The sequence below is a fragment of the Pseudodesulfovibrio sediminis genome (assembly GCF_020886695.1).
GTDB classification, from domain to species: Bacteria; Desulfobacterota; Desulfovibrionia; order Desulfovibrionales; family Desulfovibrionaceae; genus Pseudodesulfovibrio; species Pseudodesulfovibrio sediminis.
The window spans coordinates 1,076,419-1,094,351 of sequence record NZ_AP024485.1; the positions used below are offsets into that span (position 1 = coordinate 1,076,419).

General features: G+C 54.3%; 14 protein-coding genes. 11 read left to right on the forward strand and 3 right to left on the reverse strand.

Annotated elements, in window-relative coordinates; translation table 11 throughout:
* The 6 genes from SRBAKS_RS05320 (at window position 1) to SRBAKS_RS05345 (ending at window position 9,209) form a co-directional block, all read left to right on the forward strand.
* On the forward strand, window positions 1-1,290 hold the full coding sequence (locus SRBAKS_RS05320; protein ID WP_229594479.1) for a (Fe-S)-binding protein: 1,290 nt from the start codon (window positions 1-3) through the stop codon (window positions 1,288-1,290).
* Between the two features lie 21 nt (window positions 1,291-1,311).
* Window positions 1,312-3,426 (forward strand): phosphate acetyltransferase, encoded by a 2,115-nt coding sequence (gene pta / locus SRBAKS_RS05325; protein ID WP_229594481.1) that lies wholly within the window; start codon window positions 1,312-1,314, stop codon window positions 3,424-3,426.
* Window positions 3,427-4,629 (forward strand): acetate/propionate family kinase, encoded by a 1,203-nt coding sequence (locus SRBAKS_RS05330; RefSeq protein ID WP_229594483.1) that lies wholly within the window; start codon window positions 3,427-3,429, stop codon window positions 4,627-4,629. It abuts the gene before it with no gap.
* A gap of 40 nt (window positions 4,630-4,669) precedes the next feature.
* On the forward strand, window positions 4,670-5,299 hold the full coding sequence (locus SRBAKS_RS05335) for a LutC/YkgG family protein (protein ID WP_229594485.1): 630 nt from the start codon (window positions 4,670-4,672) through the stop codon (window positions 5,297-5,299).
* A 1-nt stretch (window position 5,300) separates the two neighbouring features.
* Window positions 5,301-7,451 carry an L-lactate dehydrogenase (quinone) large subunit LdhH gene (ldhH, locus tag SRBAKS_RS05340; protein WP_229594487.1) on the forward strand — a complete coding sequence of 717 codons (2,151 nt, stop codon included), beginning with the start codon at window positions 5,301-5,303 and terminating at the stop codon, window positions 7,449-7,451.
* Between the two features lie 177 nt (window positions 7,452-7,628).
* Window positions 7,629-9,209, forward strand: a complete 1,581-nt coding sequence (locus SRBAKS_RS05345) for a methyl-accepting chemotaxis protein (protein WP_229594489.1) — start codon at window positions 7,629-7,631, stop codon at window positions 9,207-9,209.
* Between the two features lie 115 nt (window positions 9,210-9,324).
* Here the strand turns inward: SRBAKS_RS05345 and SRBAKS_RS05350 are convergent, their stop codons facing one another.
* Window positions 9,325-9,597 carry an HU family DNA-binding protein gene (locus SRBAKS_RS05350; RefSeq protein WP_229594491.1) on the reverse strand — a complete coding sequence of 91 codons (273 nt, stop codon included), beginning with the start codon at window positions 9,595-9,597 and terminating at the stop codon, window positions 9,325-9,327.
* A 150-nt stretch (window positions 9,598-9,747) separates the two neighbouring features.
* Complete coding sequence (locus tag SRBAKS_RS05355) at window positions 9,748-10,494, reverse strand: septal ring lytic transglycosylase RlpA family protein (RefSeq protein ID WP_229594493.1); 747 nt, start codon at window positions 10,492-10,494, stop codon at window positions 9,748-9,750.
* 183 nt (window positions 10,495-10,677) lie between these two features.
* On the opposite strand from SRBAKS_RS05355, the gene SRBAKS_RS05360 reads away from it, so the two are divergent.
* Complete coding sequence (locus SRBAKS_RS05360; RefSeq protein ID WP_229594504.1) at window positions 10,678-11,460, forward strand: substrate-binding periplasmic protein; 783 nt, start codon at window positions 10,678-10,680, stop codon at window positions 11,458-11,460.
* A gap of 4 nt (window positions 11,461-11,464) precedes the next feature.
* Here SRBAKS_RS05360 and aspA read toward each other — a convergent pair whose 3' ends face one another.
* A complete protein-coding gene (gene aspA / locus SRBAKS_RS05365) occupies window positions 11,465-12,874 on the reverse strand; it encodes an aspartate ammonia-lyase (RefSeq protein WP_229594506.1) in 1,410 nt (469 codons plus the stop codon).
* Between the two features lie 153 nt (window positions 12,875-13,027).
* On the opposite strand from aspA, the gene typA reads away from it, so the two are divergent.
* From typA to SRBAKS_RS05385, 4 genes are all read left to right on the forward strand, one after another.
* Window positions 13,028-14,872: a translational GTPase TypA gene (gene typA / locus SRBAKS_RS05370; RefSeq protein ID WP_229594508.1), complete on the forward strand. Its 1,845-nt coding sequence runs from the start codon at window positions 13,028-13,030 to the stop codon at window positions 14,870-14,872.
* A 193-nt stretch (window positions 14,873-15,065) separates the two neighbouring features.
* Window positions 15,066-16,046 (forward strand): tungstate ABC transporter substrate-binding protein WtpA, encoded by a 981-nt coding sequence (gene wtpA, locus SRBAKS_RS05375; protein ID WP_229594511.1) that lies wholly within the window; start codon window positions 15,066-15,068, stop codon window positions 16,044-16,046.
* Window positions 16,047-16,088: 42 nt separating this feature from the next.
* On the forward strand, window positions 16,089-16,880 hold the full coding sequence (locus tag SRBAKS_RS05380; protein ID WP_229594513.1) for an ABC transporter permease: 792 nt from the start codon (window positions 16,089-16,091) through the stop codon (window positions 16,878-16,880).
* Window positions 16,877-17,932 carry an ABC transporter ATP-binding protein gene (locus tag SRBAKS_RS05385; RefSeq protein WP_229594515.1) on the forward strand — a complete coding sequence of 352 codons (1,056 nt, stop codon included), beginning with the start codon at window positions 16,877-16,879 and terminating at the stop codon, window positions 17,930-17,932. Before SRBAKS_RS05380 ends, SRBAKS_RS05385 begins: the two co-directional genes overlap by 4 nt.
* Window position 17,933: the final 1 nt, after the last annotated feature.

Here is a 17,933-nt window from a genome sequence, read left to right on the forward strand (position 1 = left end):
ATGGCTGATATCAACAAACTCGCCCAAATGTTCAAGGAGCTGGATGACCAGCTTGTCGGCTGCATGCGCTGCGGCATGTGTCAGGCAGTGTGTCCTGTTTTCGCACAGAGTGGTCGCGAAACAGACGTGACACGCGGCAAACTGGCCCTGCTTGACGGTCTGGCTTCCGAGATGCTCACCGACCCTGAAGGGGTCAATGAAAAGCTCAACCGCTGTCTGCTCTGCGGCACATGCCAGTCCAACTGTCCTTCCGGCGTATCCGTCATGGACATCTTTCTGAAGGCCCGCGCCATCATGACCGGCTATTTCGGATTGTCACCGGTCAAGAAGGCCATTTTCCGTGGCATGCTCAAGAACCCCAAGTTGTTCAACATGTTAACCGATATGGGCTCCCTGTTCCAGGGACTGTTCACCAAGAAGGTGGACGACATGCTCGGTTCGTCCTGTGCGCGTTTCAACGCGCCAGTCATCGGCGACCGTCATTTCAACACCCTGTCCAGCAAGCCCCTGCACAAGACATTCCCCGAGATGGACTCCGCCCCCGGTAAATCCGGACTCAAGGTTGCCTTCTACGTGGGCTGTGTCATCGACAAGATATTCCCTCATGTGGGTGAAGCCATCCTCGATGTCCTCAAGTACCACGGCGTGGGCGTGTATATGCCTAAAGGTCAGGCATGCTGCGGTATTCCTGCGCTTTCGAGTGGCGACACAGAGACCTTCGACACGCTGGTCGATCTCAACATGGAACGGTTCAAAGACGGTGAATTCGACTATCTGGTCACCGGCTGTGCCACCTGCACTTCCACTATCAAGGAATTGTGGCCCAGGATGTACACCGGCAACCCGGCTTTGAAGGGAGACATCAATGTCCTGGAACAAAAAACCATGGACATCAGTCAATTCCTTGTAGATATATTGAAGATTACGCCTCAGGAAATTACAGGAGGCAAGTCGGTAACATACCATGATCCTTGCCATTTGAAGAATTCTCTTGGTGTAACAGCCCAACCACGAACGGTGATCAAGGCCGCTGGTTGTGATTTCAAGGAAATGGCTGAAGCAGGCACATGCTGTGGCTGCGGAGGCAGCTTCAATATTGCCCACTACGATATGTCCAAGAAAATTGGTGGTCGCAAAGCAGACAATATCATGGCTTCCGGTGCACAGATTGCTGCAACCAGCTGTCCGGCATGTATGTTGCAAATTACAGACATGCTCTCTCAGAAAGAGGCGAGCATGGAATGCAAACATGTCATAGAACTCTACGCAGATACCCTGCGTGGGAAATAAGGACCAACAAGGAACCTATCAATGTCTAAGAACCTGTATGTGAGTGCGACAGAGGAACGCAGCGGAAAGTCCGCTGTCATTCTGGGTGTCATGCAGATGCTCCTGCGTGAAATCAACAATGTCGCCATCTTTCGGCCCATAATCAATGATCCTGGCGAAGGGAACAAGGATCACGACATCTCCCTGATGATCGATCATTTCAAACTCTCCATCCCTTATCGCGATACATATGCATACACGCTCAAGGAAACCCGTGAACTGATCAACTCCGGTCAGTATGCGCTGGTCCTCGAGAACATCCTGAACAAGTACAAGGCGCTTGAAGAAGAGTATGACTTCGTGCTCTGTGAAGGCACTGACTTCAAGGGCAAGGACCCTGCATTCGAGTTTGATCTCAACGCGGACATTGCAGCCAACATCGGTTCTCCGATGTTGGTTGTCACCTCCGGACGAGACAAGACTCCGGATGAAGTGGTGAACATCACCCAGACCACGCTGGACACTCTGGTCGAAAAAGGCGTGGAGCCATTGGCCTGTCTGGTCAACCGCGCCCCCGACGGCATGACCGATGAACTGGTCAGCCATATCGAATACAAGGATGCTCCAGGCCACATGCCGGTGTATGTCATTCCTGAAAACGAAGCCCTCGGGAAACCGACCATCGCCGATGTGAAGCGGTGGCTTGATGCTGATGTTCTCTATGGTCACTCCGGCCTCCAGTCCCTCGTGGACAACTATGTCATCGCGGCCATGCAGATCGGCAACTTTCTCGATTATATAGAACCCGGCAGTCTGATCATCACCCCAGGTGACCGTTCTGACATCATTTTGTCGAGTCTCGCGACAAGATTGTCCTCTTCCTATCCTGACATTGCAGGCATCGTGCTGACCGGCGGACTTGAAGTGTCCACCAATGTCCACAAGCTCATCGAAGGATGGACCGGCGTGCCCGTACCCGTACTGGCCGTCAAGGGTCACACCTACCACAACGTGCAGGAACTCAACCGTCTTTACGGCCGCATCGAAGCTGACGACTATCAGCGTATCGCAACCGCTCTGGGTGGATTCACCCAGCATGTGAACGTTGATGAACTGCGCGACCGCCTGATCGAGCAGCGCTCCGTTCGGGTCACACCGAAGATGTTCGAGTTCTCCCTGTTCGACAAGGCTTCCCGCAACAAACAGCGTATCGTCCTGCCTGAAGGCACTGGCGAACGGATATTGCGTGCCACGGATATCCTGCTTCGTCGCGGTGTAGCTGACATCATCCTCCTTGGACGTGAGGATGAAATCCGCAACAATGCATCGAAATTCGGCGTGGATATCTCCGAAGTGCAGATTATTGATCCCGCCGAGTCCGAATTACTGGACTCCTTTGCCGAGGAATACCTTGAGCTCAGGAAACACAAGGGTATGATCGCTGAAATGGCCTGGGACCGCATGTCAGACACCACCTACTTCGGTACCATGATGGTATACAAGGGCTTTGCCGATGGCATGGTCTCCGGTTCCGTGACCACCACGGCCCAGACCATCCGCCCCGCTTTTGAATTCGTGAAAACGAAACCGGGAAGCTCCATTGTTTCCTCTGTTTTCCTCATGTGCCTGAAAGACCGTGTGCTGGTGTACGGTGACTGTGCCGTCAACACCAATCCCAATGCCCAGCAGTTGGCCGAAATCGCCATCTCCGCCGCCGAAACTGCCAAGATCTTTGGCGTGGAACCCAGAGTAGCCATGCTCAGCTACTCCACCGGTAAATCCGGCAAGGGTGAAGACGTGCAAAAGGTCACTGAAGCGACAGAACTGGCCCAGCAATACATCAAGGAACGTGGACTGGACTTCCCCATCGAAGGCCCGCTCCAGTATGACGCCGCTGTCGACCCGGATGTCGCCAAGGTAAAAATGCCCGATTCCGACGTGGCTGGTAAGGCGACCGTTTTCATCTTCCCGGACCTGAACACCGGCAACAACACCTACAAGGCGGTTCAACGTGCAGCTAACGCCGTGGCTATCGGTCCTGTCCTTCAGGGCTTGAACAAGCCGGTCAACGACCTCTCCCGAGGCTGCACCGTGCCTGACATCGTCAACACCGTCGCCATCACCGCGATCCAAGCACAAGCAGAAAAAGGCAAATAAATGAAAATACTTGTAATCAACTCTGGCAGCTCGTCCATCAAGTACCAGCTCCTTGACATGGACACCGAGTCCGTCATGGTCACCGGTCTGGTGGAACGTATCGGCGAGGCTCAGGGAAGCCTGGTCAACAAGACCTTCCCCGGCACCGACAAACAAACGGTCACCGAGCTGGATCAGCCAATCCCCAACCACAGCGAAGGACTGCGCCTGTCCATCGAACTTATCTGCGGCGGCGACAACGCAGTCTGCTCCATCAAGGACATTGATGCAGTGGGCCACCGTGTCGTGGCCGGTGGCGAAAAATTCTGCGCCCCGGTCATGGTCAAGGATGACATGTGGCCGGACCTGAAAGAAACGGAACGACTGGCCCCCCTGCACAACCCTGCCAACCTCGGCGGCGCCAAGGATGCCATGGAACTGTTCCCGGATGTTCCTCACGTCCTGGTCTTCGACACCGCCTTTCATTCAACCATTCCGCCTCACGCCTTCATGTATGCACTGCCATACGAATGCTACGAGAAGGATAACATCCGCCGGTACGGCGCTCATGGCACCTCCCACAAATTCGTGGCAGGAGAATGCGCCCGTTTGATCGGCAAGCCTGCGGAAGAGACCAACATAATCACCATCCATTTGGGCAATGGCGCTTCCATGGCCGCAGTGGAGAACGGAAAATGCGTGGACACCTCCATGGGCCTGACGCCTCTGGAAGGTCTGGTCATGGGAACCCGTTCCGGTGATATCGATCCTGCCGTACACAACTATCTGGCTGTGAACCGCGGCATGAGCATCGCGGACATTGACACCATGCTGAACAAGGAATCCGGACTCAAGGGTTTGTGCGGCATGAACGACATGCGTGATATCCATGCAGCCATTGAAAAAGGTGACAAACACGCCGAACTGGCCCTTGGTGTACAGACCTACCGTAACAGGAAGTATGTATCCTCTTACATGGGTGTACTTGGCCGTGTGGACGCCATCGTGTTCACTGCCGGCATCGGCGAGAACGATGCCATAGTCAGACAGAAGTCCCTGGAAGGACTTGAAAACTTCGGCGTCAAAATCGACGAGGAAGTCAACAATCAACGAGCGAAAGCCCCCCTCAAGATCTCTGCCGATGACAGTCTGGTGGAAATCTGGGTTATCCCGACCAATGAAGAACTCGCCATTGCCAGGGAAACAAAAAGTATAGTGGAATAAGACCAAGTTGCGGTCCAATTTAATGTAGGAGGTAGGCACTATGTCTTCCAAGGATTCCTTGTGCCAAAAATTCACGGAAAAGGCAGAACTGGTCTCGGCGTTCGTGACCACGATCAAGACCGAGGACGAAGCCCTCGATTACACCATTAACCTCTGTGACAAGAAGCAGGCATGCCAGCTTTTGGTCAGCGGATGCGAAGAAGGTCTGTCCGACAAGGCCGGAGAATTGTGCGAGACCAAGCAAACCAAGGTCATCGCCGCTCCCGGTCTTAAAAAGACCCTGTATAAGGAGCTTGCTGCAAAAAGCGAGAAAGCCGGATTCAACTGTATCGATTCCGGCATGCGCGATCTCCTCGCCGGCATAGACATCGGCTTCACCTATGCCGAATACGGCATTGCCGACACAGGGACTCTGATGCTCGACTGTCCCGGCGAGGAGCTTCGTCTGTCCACTATGATCAGTGAATTCCACGTCTGCGTGTTGCCCACGTCCAAGATCAAGGCAAACACCTATGAAGTGGAAAAGATGATGCTTACCCGCATGAAAAAGACCCCTGATTACATGGCCTATATCACCGGCGCCAGCCGTACCGCGGACATTGAGCGCGTTCTCGCCCTGGGTGTGCACGGACCTCTTGAACTCCATATCCTGCTGCTGGAGGACGACTAAAATGCAAAAAGCCCATGATCTCAAAGAATACCGTGACGAACTGCGCGAATCCCTGGATAACGACTTCCTGCGCACCACGCTCGACAATTTCGCCATTGCCTATCGGGCCGGAAGAGCCAATGCCTTCAAGGACATGGATGTCCGTTCTCTGATCAACGACATCGCTGAATCCAAGGATATTGCCGGAAAAAACGCCGACAAACTGTTCCGTGATTTCAAACGTAACGCTGAAGCCGCCGGCATCCATGTGCACTTTGCCAAGGATGGAGCCGAAGCCAACGCCATCATTGCCAAGATCGCCAAGGACACCGGTTGCAAAAAAATCGTCAAATCCAAATCAATGACTGCCGAGGAAACTCTCCTCAATCATGATCTGGAAGATGAAGGATTGGAAGTAACCGAGACCGATCTCGGTGAATGGATTATCCAGCTGCGCCACGAGGGCCCGTCCCACATGGTCATGCCGGCTATCCACCTCTCCCGCTATCAGGTAGGTGAACTCTTTACCGAAGTCACCGGCAAGGAACAGGACGCCGAAATCGAAAAGCTGGTCAAGGTCGCCCGACGCGAACTGCGCCAGAAATATATCGAAGCCGACATGGGCATCACGGGCGCCAACTTTGCCGTGGCAGAAACCGGCGGCATCGGCCTGGTCACCAACGAGGGCAACGCCCGTCTGGTGTCCACCCTGCCCCGCGTGCATGTTGCCCTCATGGGACTCGACAAACTCCTGCCCTCCCTGCATGACGCTCTGCGCATCCTGAAGGCGCTGCCCCGCAACGCCACAGGTCAGCAGATCACCTCCTATGTAACCTGGATTACCGGTGCCAACGAGTGTCTCTCTGCCGAAGACGGCAAAAAGGAAATTCACTACGTCATGCTGGACAACGGTCGTTCCGAACTGGTCAACGATCCGCTCTTTTCCCAGGTCAACCGGTGTGTGCGCTGTGGCGCGTGTGCCAACGTCTGCCCGGTCTACCGACTGGTGGGCGGTCACAAGATGGGCCACATTTACATTGGTGCCATCGGCCTGATCCTGACCTACTTCTTCCACGGCAAGGACAAGGCCAAGAACCTGGTCCAGAACTGCATCAACTGCGAAGCATGCAAGGATGTTTGCGCCGGCGGTATTGATCTGCCACGGCTTATCAAGGACATCCACGCTCGCATTCAGGATGAGGACGGCCACCCGCTGCCGAGCATGCTCCTGGGCAAGGTGCTCAAGAACCGCAAGCTCTTCCACACCCTGCTTCGTGCTGCAAAATGGGGCCAGAAGCCAGTGGCCGAAAAGGATGGATTCATCCGTCACCTGCCCATGATCTTCTCCAAGGAGCACAGTTTCCGTGCCCTGCCAACCATTGCCGAAAAGCCGTTCCGCGACTGGTGGAAGGAAAACAAGATCAAGGTCAAGAATCCCAAGCACCGCGTGGCCCTGTTCTCCGGTTGCGTACAGGACTTTGTCTACCCCGAACAGATGCAGGCTGCCGTTGAACTCTTCCAGAACAACGAAGTCTCCATGACCTACCCAATGGAACAGTCCTGTTGCGGCCTGCCTGTCCAGATGATGGGAGAGATGAAAGCGTCCAAAGATGTAGCCATCCAGAACCTGCGCGCCTTCGAGACTGATGCCTACGACTACATCATCACATTGTGCGCTTCCTGTGCCGCTCATCTCAAGCACAACTATCCCAAGTTGGTGGCGGACAATCCCAGACTGAAAGCCAAGGCTGAGGAATTCGCATCCAAGGTCATTGATTACTCTTCCTTCGTGAATGACGTACTCAAGGTGGAGGCCTCCGCTTTTACCAAGACCGGTGAAAAGGCCACATACCATGCCCCCTGCCACCTGTGCCGCGGCCTGGATGTCCACGAAGCCCCACGCGAGCTGATCGAAAAGGGCGGCCTGGAATATGTGGAATGCACTGAAGAAGAAGTCTGCTGCGGATTCGGCGGCACCTTCTCCATGAAGTTCCCCGAGCTGTCGGCCGAGCTGCTGAACAAGAAGCTCAACAACGTCGAAGCCACCGGTGCGGATACGCTGCTTACCGACTGCCCCGGCTGCATCATGCAGTTGCGCGGCGGCCTCAAGGCCCGTGATTCCCACGTGAAGGTGAAGCATGTCTCCGAGGTACTGGCAAAGAATAAAAAATAGCACCAATAGAATTTGAGGCTCTCTTAAGGTTAGGACCGCAATCCACAGAAGCACCATACCCCGCTTCCTCCGTATGATACGGCCTCAAAAGCTCCCTGTTCACATCGTGAGCAGGGAGCTGTTTCATCTTCTCATCTTTTTTGCACGTAGCGGGCATTGCCCCATATGAGGACCATCATGTCTCAACGCACACTGAAAACCCCCACTCTGATTCTCAACTATTTTTTTGGAGCACTGACTCTGATAACGGGGGCAATCTGTGTGCTCGCGTTCATTCTTGGTATGGATCACTGGCTCATCTCCACTGCCTGCCTGGGCACTCTCCTGGCCTGCTCTCTGCTCGGTTTCGGCATGATCTTCAGGCTGAACCGCTCATTTGTTCATCCCATTCGAGCCGTATCAAGCTACACGGAGCACCTGCTCAAAGAGGAATACGCAAAAGCCAACGCCGACTTGCTGAAGACCACAGCCCCCGGCTTGGGAGACGCGATAGGCGAACTCGGCGCCCGATACAAAAAAAGTCATGGATTCTCTCAGTCCATACTTAACGGATTGCCCATTCCATGCTGCATCGTAGACACCGATGAAAAGGTCACCTTTCTCAACAGGGAATGTCTCGAAATGATTGGCTCGAACGAAGATCCGCAGTCGTATTATGGGAAGAACCTTTCCCAAATATTCTACAAGGATAATCGCAAGGCCCTTATCAGGACGTGCATGGAAAGCAATGAGCGCATCATGAATAGGGAAGCAATTTTCAAACACGAAAACGGCAGTGACATCAATGTACTCGCCAACCTGTTTCCCCTTTCAGATGTCGATGGCGTCATCATAGGCGGCTGCTGTCTGTACCTGGACACCACCCAACTCAAGCAACACGAAAATGAAATACTCGTGCAAAATGAACGGATCGCCCTGGCCGCACAAAAAGCTACTGACATTTCAAAGGAAATGGCTACGGCGGCAGTCCAACTCTCCGCAGTGGTATCCACCGCCAAGACAGGCACCCGCGAACAGTCCGAACGAAGCAGCGAAATAGCCACCGCAATGCAGGAAATGACAGCGACAGTCCTTGAGGTCGCCCACCATGCCCGCGATGCGGCCGAAGACGCCAACAACGCGCGAGGCCGGGCAGAGGAAGGCGCCTCCATTGTAACCGGGGTTATTACCTCCATCCATGATGTCGCAGGCCACGCCCACAAGCTCAAGGAGTCCATGGAAGAACTGGATGATCGCGCAGAAAACATCGGCAAGGTCCTCAGTGTCATTGAGGACATCGCGGACCAGACCAACCTTCTGGCTCTCAACGCCGCCATTGAAGCGGCTCGTGCCGGAGAGGCCGGGCGCGGGTTTGCGGTTGTTGCAGATGAAGTACGAAAACTGGCTGAAAAGACCATGCAGGCGACCAGTGAGGTACACACGGCCATCCTGGGCATACAGGAAGGGGCTCGGCAAAATGTGAAAGCCACTGAAATAGCGGTAAGCTCAGTGGGAGAAAGTACTGAAATGGCAACGCATTCCGGGGAAGCTCTCAATGCGATCGTGTCTGTGGCCGAATCCACGGCTGAACGAGTGCATGCCATCGCCACTGCGGCAGAGCAGCAATCTTCGGCCAGTGAACAGATCAACGCCGCGACCATGGATGTCAGCCGGGTCTGCGGTGAAACCGACAGGTTGATGCGGGACGCAGCCGAAGCCATCGGCAATCTGGCACAGCTTGCTGACTCCTTGAGCATGGTCATCCAAAACATGGAGTAGGTGCACGCACCTGAACCGGCGGTTCGCTTCAATACCAAGCCGACGAAATCAGCGCGTAAAAAAGCCCTCCCCGTTACCAGGGAGGGCTATTTTTTCAACAATATATAGCTGATACTTACTTCACAGCGTCCTTGAGGACCTTGCCGGGCTTGAACTGGGCAACTTTGGTGGCCGGAATCTTGATCTCGGCACCAGTACGAGGGTTGCGACCAGTGCGGGCCTTGCGTTCGCTCACGCTAAAAGTACCGAAACCTGTCAAGGTCAACTTGTTGCCGGCGGCCAGCTCGTCCTGAATGATGTCGAGGATGGCGTTCATGGATGCCTCAGCCTGGGCCTTGGAGGTACCGTTCTTGTCAGCAATTTTCGCTACGAGTTCAGCTTTTGTCATAAATAAAACTCCTAATACTAGTTTATTGATACTGTTCTTTTATGAACCGCAGTTCATTTCGATGGGTTATACACGGTTGAATGCGATATGGGAAGCCAAAAAGCGCCGTCCTGTACGACTTTTTTCATGATTCACCCCTCTACAAAACTGTCAACTGACGATATAGCATGTGGGAAAATCGTCCTTGAGGCGTTCAAGAACCTGCTCGGCCTTGTCGCGGCTCTTGAAGCTGCCTGCCTGAACAATATGCAGCCGCTGTCCGTTTCTGTTTTCAATGGTGATTCTGGCATCGCTATACCCCACGGAGAGCAATTGTTTATACACTCTCTCTGCATTGCCTCGAACAGCAAACGCCCCTACCCTGACGTGAAAGACTTTGCCCGTAATCTGCACCCGCTTCACCGCTGTTTGCGACTGCGGATAGGACCCAAGGGCAGAGATTCGAACTTTGGCCACACCCGTGTCAACCGTGCCAAGGGCTTTTGCCGCTCCGTACGACAGATCAATGATCCGCCCTCGAACGAACGGCCCCCGGTCATTGATGACAAGGACTACGCTCTTGTTGTTCTCCAGGTTGGTCACACGCACCTTGGTGCCCAGCGGCAGGGTTTTATGCGCCGCCGACACCCCGTACATATTATAGATGTATCCATTAGCTGTCTTCTTGCCGTGGAAATCCTTGCCATACCAGGACGCCATTCCCACTTCGTCATACCCGCGAGCCGTTTGGAGGGGGTAGTATGTCCTGCCCAGGACCGTATAGGGCCTGGTTTTGGCATCATAACTGGGGGGTGTTGAGGGAGACGACGTGCCCGGAGGAGTCGAATGAATGCGGGATGTACAGCCAGCAAAAGCTATAACCACTAACAAGCCCATGAAAAAAACGGCGCGACGCATGATTCCTCCGACCATCAAATCCTTGGTAGACAACGATTCTCTCGAATTTTTCTAGAAAAATAGTAGTTGAAGTTTTCTGAAAAGGCAACGGTGAGTAACTATCAGAAAAACAAGGGATATTGACTAGAACTCGATATTCGTTCTACATAGAATGTCAAATTCCAGTTAAAGTAGGTAGCGAACATGCAACTCAAACAATCCAACTTGATAATTCCATCCATGGTGATGGTGTTTGCCTGCCTGCTGCTGCCCTTCTTTGCGCACGCTGACCCCACGGACAAAACTATCGTACTGGCTTTACCCTCCGGGGGATGGCCCCCCTACATCATCATGGGCACGAAAAAAGCCCCTGCCAGCGGCATTATGCCCGATGTGCTGTGCGAGGTGTGCAGACTTCATGGGTATAATCTCAAACTGGAATACTACCCGGAAAAACGATGCCTGATGCTCCTGTCAGAAGGCAGGATCGACGCCTATATCAAATCACGAAAGTGGGTCAAGGACGCTTCACTCTACCTATGGACCGACCCCGTACTCCAGTCCACGGATGTCCTTGTATGCCGTAAGGACCACCACATCCAATTTTCAAAAGAAGAGGATCTTGCCGGCCTGAATATCGGTGTTGTCCACGGGTATTTCTATCCGACACTGCACGCATTGTTTGCCCGAAATGTCATCCACAAGCACCAATCAACCAATACACACAACCTCCTGCACATGCTTGAATACAAACATGTGGACGCGATAGTGACCAACCGCAAGGTGGCCGAATGGATTCTTCAGAATGATCAGAAACTCGACAGCACGCAGTTCACCTTCAGCCAACACGCGCTCGACACAGCCCCCTACTCCTTCACTTTTACCAAGAAACGAAAATGGCTCGCATTTGTCCGGCTGTTCAACACCGAACTGCAGGCGATGCGTACAGATGGACGTCTCCAAGCCTTTTTCGACCGATACCGATAACCTTTTATGATCGATTGATATACCGTGGCTTGATCATGTTCTCAGGCCTGAGAATATCATCCAGCTCCTCCTGGCTCAGATACCCTTTCTCCAATACGATCGCATAAACAGACCCCCCAGTTTTCATGGCCTCCTTGGCTATTTCGGTGGATTTCTCATAACCAAGAAACGGATTGAGAGCCGTGACAAGACCAATGGAGTGCTCCACCATTTCCCGGCACCGATCACGATTGGCCGTGATGCCTGAGACACAGCTGTCCGCCAGAGTAAGACAGGCGCGGCGCAGCATGTTCATGGATTGGAACAGGGAATAGCCGATGACCGGTTCCATGACATTGAGCTCCAATTGTCCGGCCTCGCTGGCCATGGTGATGGTCATGTCATTGCCGACCACCGCAAAGGCCACCTGATTGACGACCTCGGGGATCACGGGATTCACCTTGCCCGGCATGATCGTTGACCCCGGCTGCATGGGCGGAAGATTGATCTCGTTCACCCCGCAACGGGGACCGCTGGAAAGCAGACGCAAATCATTGCAGATCTTTGACAGCTTAACAGCCACACGTTTCAATACGCCTGAAAGCTGCACATACACGCCGGTATCCTGCGTTGCCTCAACCAGATCCGGCGATGAGACCAGTTGCAATGTCGTTGATTCCACCAGCTTTTCCGTTACCGTTCTGGTGTAATCGGGGTGGGCATTGAGCCCGGTGCCGATGGCCGTGGCTCCCATGTTGATCTCATGGACCAGGCTTTGTGCTTCATCAAGCCGTTGGACATCCTCTCCGATCATGACCCCCCAGGCCGAGAACTCCTGTCCCAAAGTCATGGGCACGGCGTCCTGCAACTGGGTACGGCCCATCTTGATCACATCCGCGAATTCGGTTCCTTTGGCTGCAAAGGCTTTTTTCAGATACCGCATGGCGTCCATCAACTCTCTGATCTCCAGAATCAAGGCGATCTTCAGCGCCGAAGGATAGACGTCATTGGTGGATTGGGACATGTTCACGTCATTGAGCGGGTGGAGCTTGTCATATTCGCCTTTCTGATATCCCATCAACTCAAGCGCACGGTTGCAGATGACCTCGTTGGCGTTCATGTTCGTGGAGGTACCCGCGCCTCCCTGCATGACATCCACCACGAACTGGTCGTGCAGTTTCCCGGACAGAAGCTCCTCACAGGCACGAGAAATGGCCCGGCTCTTGTCTTCATCCAGCAGTCCCAACGACGAATTGGCATCCGAAGCCGCCAGCTTGACGTACGCCAACGCGTTAATGAGCCTTGGGTAATGCGACAACTGAATCCCTGAAATATGGAAATTATCCATTGCCCGTTTGGTCTGGACCCCATAATACGCATCGACCGGTACTTGGACCTCGCCCAGACTGTCATGCTCAATTCTGTATTTAACCATGTAGATTTTTCCTCGTATAGTTATATTTCGTGGGAACCTACCCTAAAAAACCGCCAATTTGAATGACATTCGGGTTACGAGGTCAAACTCTCCTTGCCAGCGGGCATCAATTCGGGTACTTCCGGGCGTCCATTACATATTTACGGAGACACAATGAGCAATACAATTACAAATGAATCCCTTCGCAACATCGCTATCATCGCCCACGTTGACCATGGCAAGACCACACTGGTTGACGCCATGTTCAAACAGTCGGGCCTCTTCCGCGAAGGCCAAGACGTTGACGATCGCATCATGGATTCCCAGGATCTTGAACGCGAACGCGGCATCACCATTTCCGCCAAGAACTGTTCGGTCAACTGGAAGGACGTGAAGATCAACATCATCGACACGCCCGGTCACGCCGACTTCGGTGGCGAAGTCGAACGTTCCCTGTCCATGGCTGACGGCGCCATCCTGCTCGTCGATGCCTCTGAAGGCCCGCTGCCCCAGACCCGTTTCGTACTGAAAAAAGCGCTGGAGCAGGGACTTTCCCTGATGGTCGTCATCAACAAGGTCGATCGTCAGGATGCCCGCCCGGACGAAGTGCTTGACGAAATCTACGACCTCTTCATCGATCTCGACGCCAACGAAGAACAACTCGATTTTCCGCTGCTGTACGCCATCGGCCGTGACGGCATCGCCATGGAGACCGCCGAGGAACGCGGCGAGAACCTGCATATCCTCCTCGACATGGTCGTGGACAAGGTGCCCGGCCCGTCCTATGGAGAGGATGAACCTTTCCAGATGCTGGTTTCCGATCTTTCCTACTCCGACTATCTGGGCCGTCTGGCAATCGGCAAGGTCCACCACGGCACTGCACAGTCCAATGACCAGCTCATCTGCATCGCTGATGAAAACAAGGTCGTGCCGCTCAAGGTCACCAAACTTCAGACCTACGACGGCCTGAAAGTCGTGCCCACCGAGACCTGCTCCCCTGGTGATATCGTCGTTATCGCCGGTATTGAGGACGTCAAGATCGGCGACACCATCTGCACCAAGGAATCTCCCAAGGCCCTGCCCCGCATCACGGTCGACGAACCCACCGTGGCCATGCGTTTCGGCATCAACACCTCGCCCCTGGCCGGCCGGGAAGGCAAACACGTCCAGACCAACAAGATTCGTGAACGCCTCCACAAGGAGACATTGCTCAACGTCGCCATTCAAGTGGAAGACACCGAGAACCGTGACGCATTTCTGGTCAAGGGACGCGGCGAATTCCAGATGGCCATTCTCGTGGAGCAGATGCGCCGCGAAGGTTTCGAGCTGTCTGTGGGCCGCCCGGAGGTCATCTTCAAGTATGAGGACGGCAAACGACTGGAGCCTATCGAACATCTGTTCGTGGACTGCGACGAAGATTTCATGGGCATCGTCACCGAAAAAATCCAGACCCGCAAAGGCCGCATGACCAACATGGTCAACAACGGCACAGGGCGCGTTCGTCTCGAATTCTCCGTGCCATCCCGCTCCCTCATCGGATACCGCGACGAGTTCCTGACCGACACCAAGGGTACCGGCCTCATGAACTCCTACCTTGAAGGGTACGGCGAATATCGCGGCGAGTTCGCTTCTCGCTACACCGGTTCTCTGGTCGCTGACCGTTCCGGCAAGGGTGTCGCCTACGGCCTGTTCAACCTGGAACCCCGTGGCCGCATCTTCATCGTCCCCGGCGACCCGATTTACGAAGGCATGATCATCGGTGAACACAACCGTGACAACGACATCAACGTCAACGGTTCCAAAGAGAAAAAGCTGACCAACATGCGCGCAAGCGGCAAGGACGAAGCGGTCATCCTGACCCCGGTCAAGCCCATGACTCTGGAATACGCCCTGAACTTCATCAAGGATGACGAACAGGTTGAAGTCACTCCCGAATCCATCCGGTTGCGCAAAATCGAGCTGTCCGCTCTGGTTCGCCATCGTGAAGAAGGGAAAAAGAAGAAATCCAAAGAACAATAATCCGATTCAAACACAGAACAGGATGTACAAGGGCTGCGAGTATCGCAGCCCTTTTTTTTGGGCATCACTATGGTGAATAATTTCAGACTAACAAACTGTAGATTTATAAAAATATTGACACTTTTAACGCATGGCTCATAACGTACAGACAATTTACTATTGTCTAATCACACTAACTTACATGGAGTTCAATATGGCCTTTCGCATCTCCACCTGTGTTGCAGCCATGCTCATAGTTCTGGCACTGACCTTTGCTGCCGGGAATGTTCAAGCTGAACCTTCCGGAAAGCTGACTATTTTTCACGCTGGTAGCCTGTCAGTTCCCTTTGCAGCCATCGAAAAAAACTTTGAAAAAATGTACCCGAAAGTGGACGTCCAGCGCGAATCCGGCGGTTCCACCAAGATGGCCCGCATGATCTCGGAAGTCGGCAAGCCCGCCGACATCATGGCATCTGCCGACTATGTGGTCATCGACAAGAATCTCATTCCGGAATTCGCCTCCTGGAACATCCGTTTCGCCTCCAACCAGATGGTGCTGTGCTACACCGACAAGTCCAAGTTCGCCGACACGATCACCAGCGACAACTGGACCGACATCCTGACCACCAAAGGCGTTGTCTGGGGACACTCCGATCCCAACCTGGACCCCTGCGGCTACCGCTCCCTGATGGTCTTGCAACTGGCGGAAAAATTCTACGAAAAGCCCGGCCTCTATGATGCCTTCATCGCCAACCGCCCTGAAAAGAACGTCCGTCCCAAGTCTGTCGAACTGATCTCCATGCTCCAGTCCGGCCACATGGACTACGCCTGGGAATACCTCTCCGTCGCTGTCCAGCACGATCTGAAATTCGTGACGCTGGACAAGCACCTGAACCTCGGCGACTACACCATGACCCCCTACTACAAGTCCGCCGTGGTCAAGGTTAGCGGCAAGAAGCCCGGCACCTTCATTGAACGCGTGGGCAAGTCCATTACATATGGTATCACCAAGATCGACAACGCTCCCAACTCGGAAGCCGCCGACGCCTTTCTCGCATACCTGTTTGCGCCTGACGGCGGCCTCAAGATCCTGAAGGATATGGGGCAGCCTCCGTTCGTTCCGGTTCGCACCAACGAGGACGGCATGGCCAAGCTCCCGGAGACCATCAAACCGCTGGTCACTGTAGCTGAATAACTGATGAATAACCCGTTCTCTCACCGGGGGGAGTCCTCATTGATGCGGACTCTCCCCGGTCGTTTTTTTCAGGCCTGGATGATTGCTTCGGCAGCTCTTGTCCTGTTGTTCATAGCCCTTCCCATGGGTTCCACCATGGCTGCTCCCACCTGGGATATACTATGGGAAACCCTGGGCGACGCCAAAGTGCTCAGCTCCATCTGGCTGTCCATGTCCACGTCAGCCATGGCCGCGGGCATCGCGATCATCTTCGGCACGCCGCTGGCCTATCTGCTCGCGCGCAATGAATTTTTCGGCAAGAAGATCGTTGAAAGCCTCATCGACCTACCCATCATGATCCCGCACCCGGTGGTCGGCATCGCCATCCTGACGCTGACCAGTCCCCACTTCTGGTTTGGACAGGTCCTCCAATCCATGGGCATCGAGATCATGGGAACCCGGGTCGGCATCGTCGCCGTACTGCTCTTCGTGGGACTGCCCTTTTATATCAACGCGGCGAAATCCGGTATTGAGTCCATCCCGCGCCGACTGGAAAACGTATCCCGCTCTCTGGGTGCCGGAGCGGCCCCCACTTTTTTCCGTATCACGCTGCCGTTATGCTGGCGCTATATGCTGGTCGGCGTGATCATGTGCATGGCCCGGGCCATCTCCGAATTCGGCGCGATCATCATTGTGGCCTATAATCCCATGGTCGCCCCGGTGCTCATGTACCAACGATTCACGGCCTATGGCCTGAAATACTCGCAACCCGTGGCCTTCATTCTCATACTGGTCAGCATGATATTCTTCCTGCTGCTGCGCACCCTCTCACTGCCTGGAGAGAAAGAGCGATGATCAGACTGACCAATCTCTGCATGAATCTGCCGGGCTTTACGCTGGACAATATCACCATTTCCATCCGCCCCGGTGAGTTTTTCGCTCTCATGGGTTCCACCGGATCCGGCAAGACTCTTGTTCTGGAAACAGTGGCCGGATTGACAGAGCTGGACTCAGGCACCGTGCACATCGGAGGACGGGATGTGACCACCCTTTCCCCGGAAGCGCGCAAAGTGAGCCTCGTCTATCAGGACCACGCCCTGTTCCCTCACCTGACCGTGCTGAACAACGTCATGTACGGACAACGCTACCACGGCATCCCCAAAAATGAAGGCCTGAATGAGGCCCGCATGCTACTGGACACCCTTGGTCTGGCCCATCTGGAAGGGCGCAAGCCTGGCCGTCTGAGCGGCGGAGAGAAGCAACGCACCGCACTGGCCCGTGCGCTGGCCTGCCGCCCGGATGTCGTCCTGCTGGACGAACCGCTCTCGTCTCTGGACCCGCAGTTCAGAGGAGAACTGCGACGGACCCTCAAGGATGTTCATGAAAACTCCAACGCCACGTTCCTGATGGTGACGCATGATTTTACCGATGCCATGATCCTGGCAGACAGAGCGGCAGTCATCAAAGACGGCTCCCTGCATCAGCAGGATTCCGTCGCCAATATTTTCCGCCGCCCCGCCACCCCGTTCGTGGCCTCTTTCGTGGGCATGACCAACGTGTTTCCGGCCAGTTATTCAGCCGATACGAACACTTTTGCAGGGCACACGATCACCGGATTGCCAAACCTGCCGGGTTGGAGAAAAGGCTTTGTCGCCCTTCGCCCGGAAGACGCAGTTGTAGGCAGCCGGGACGACTTCCCCAAAGAGTGGCATGTATTGAACGGGACCGTGGAACGTATGGAACGAGAAGGGTTTACCTGGACCGCCACAGTGCAATGCGGAGACGAGCTGCTGACCGCTGTCGTGGACCGTCACATGGTACTCAATCGGGGAATCGCCACTGGCGTAGAAGTCGTGGTGGGCTTTGCCGGAGAACACCTCCACCACATGCCCGAGCAAGAAAACTAGT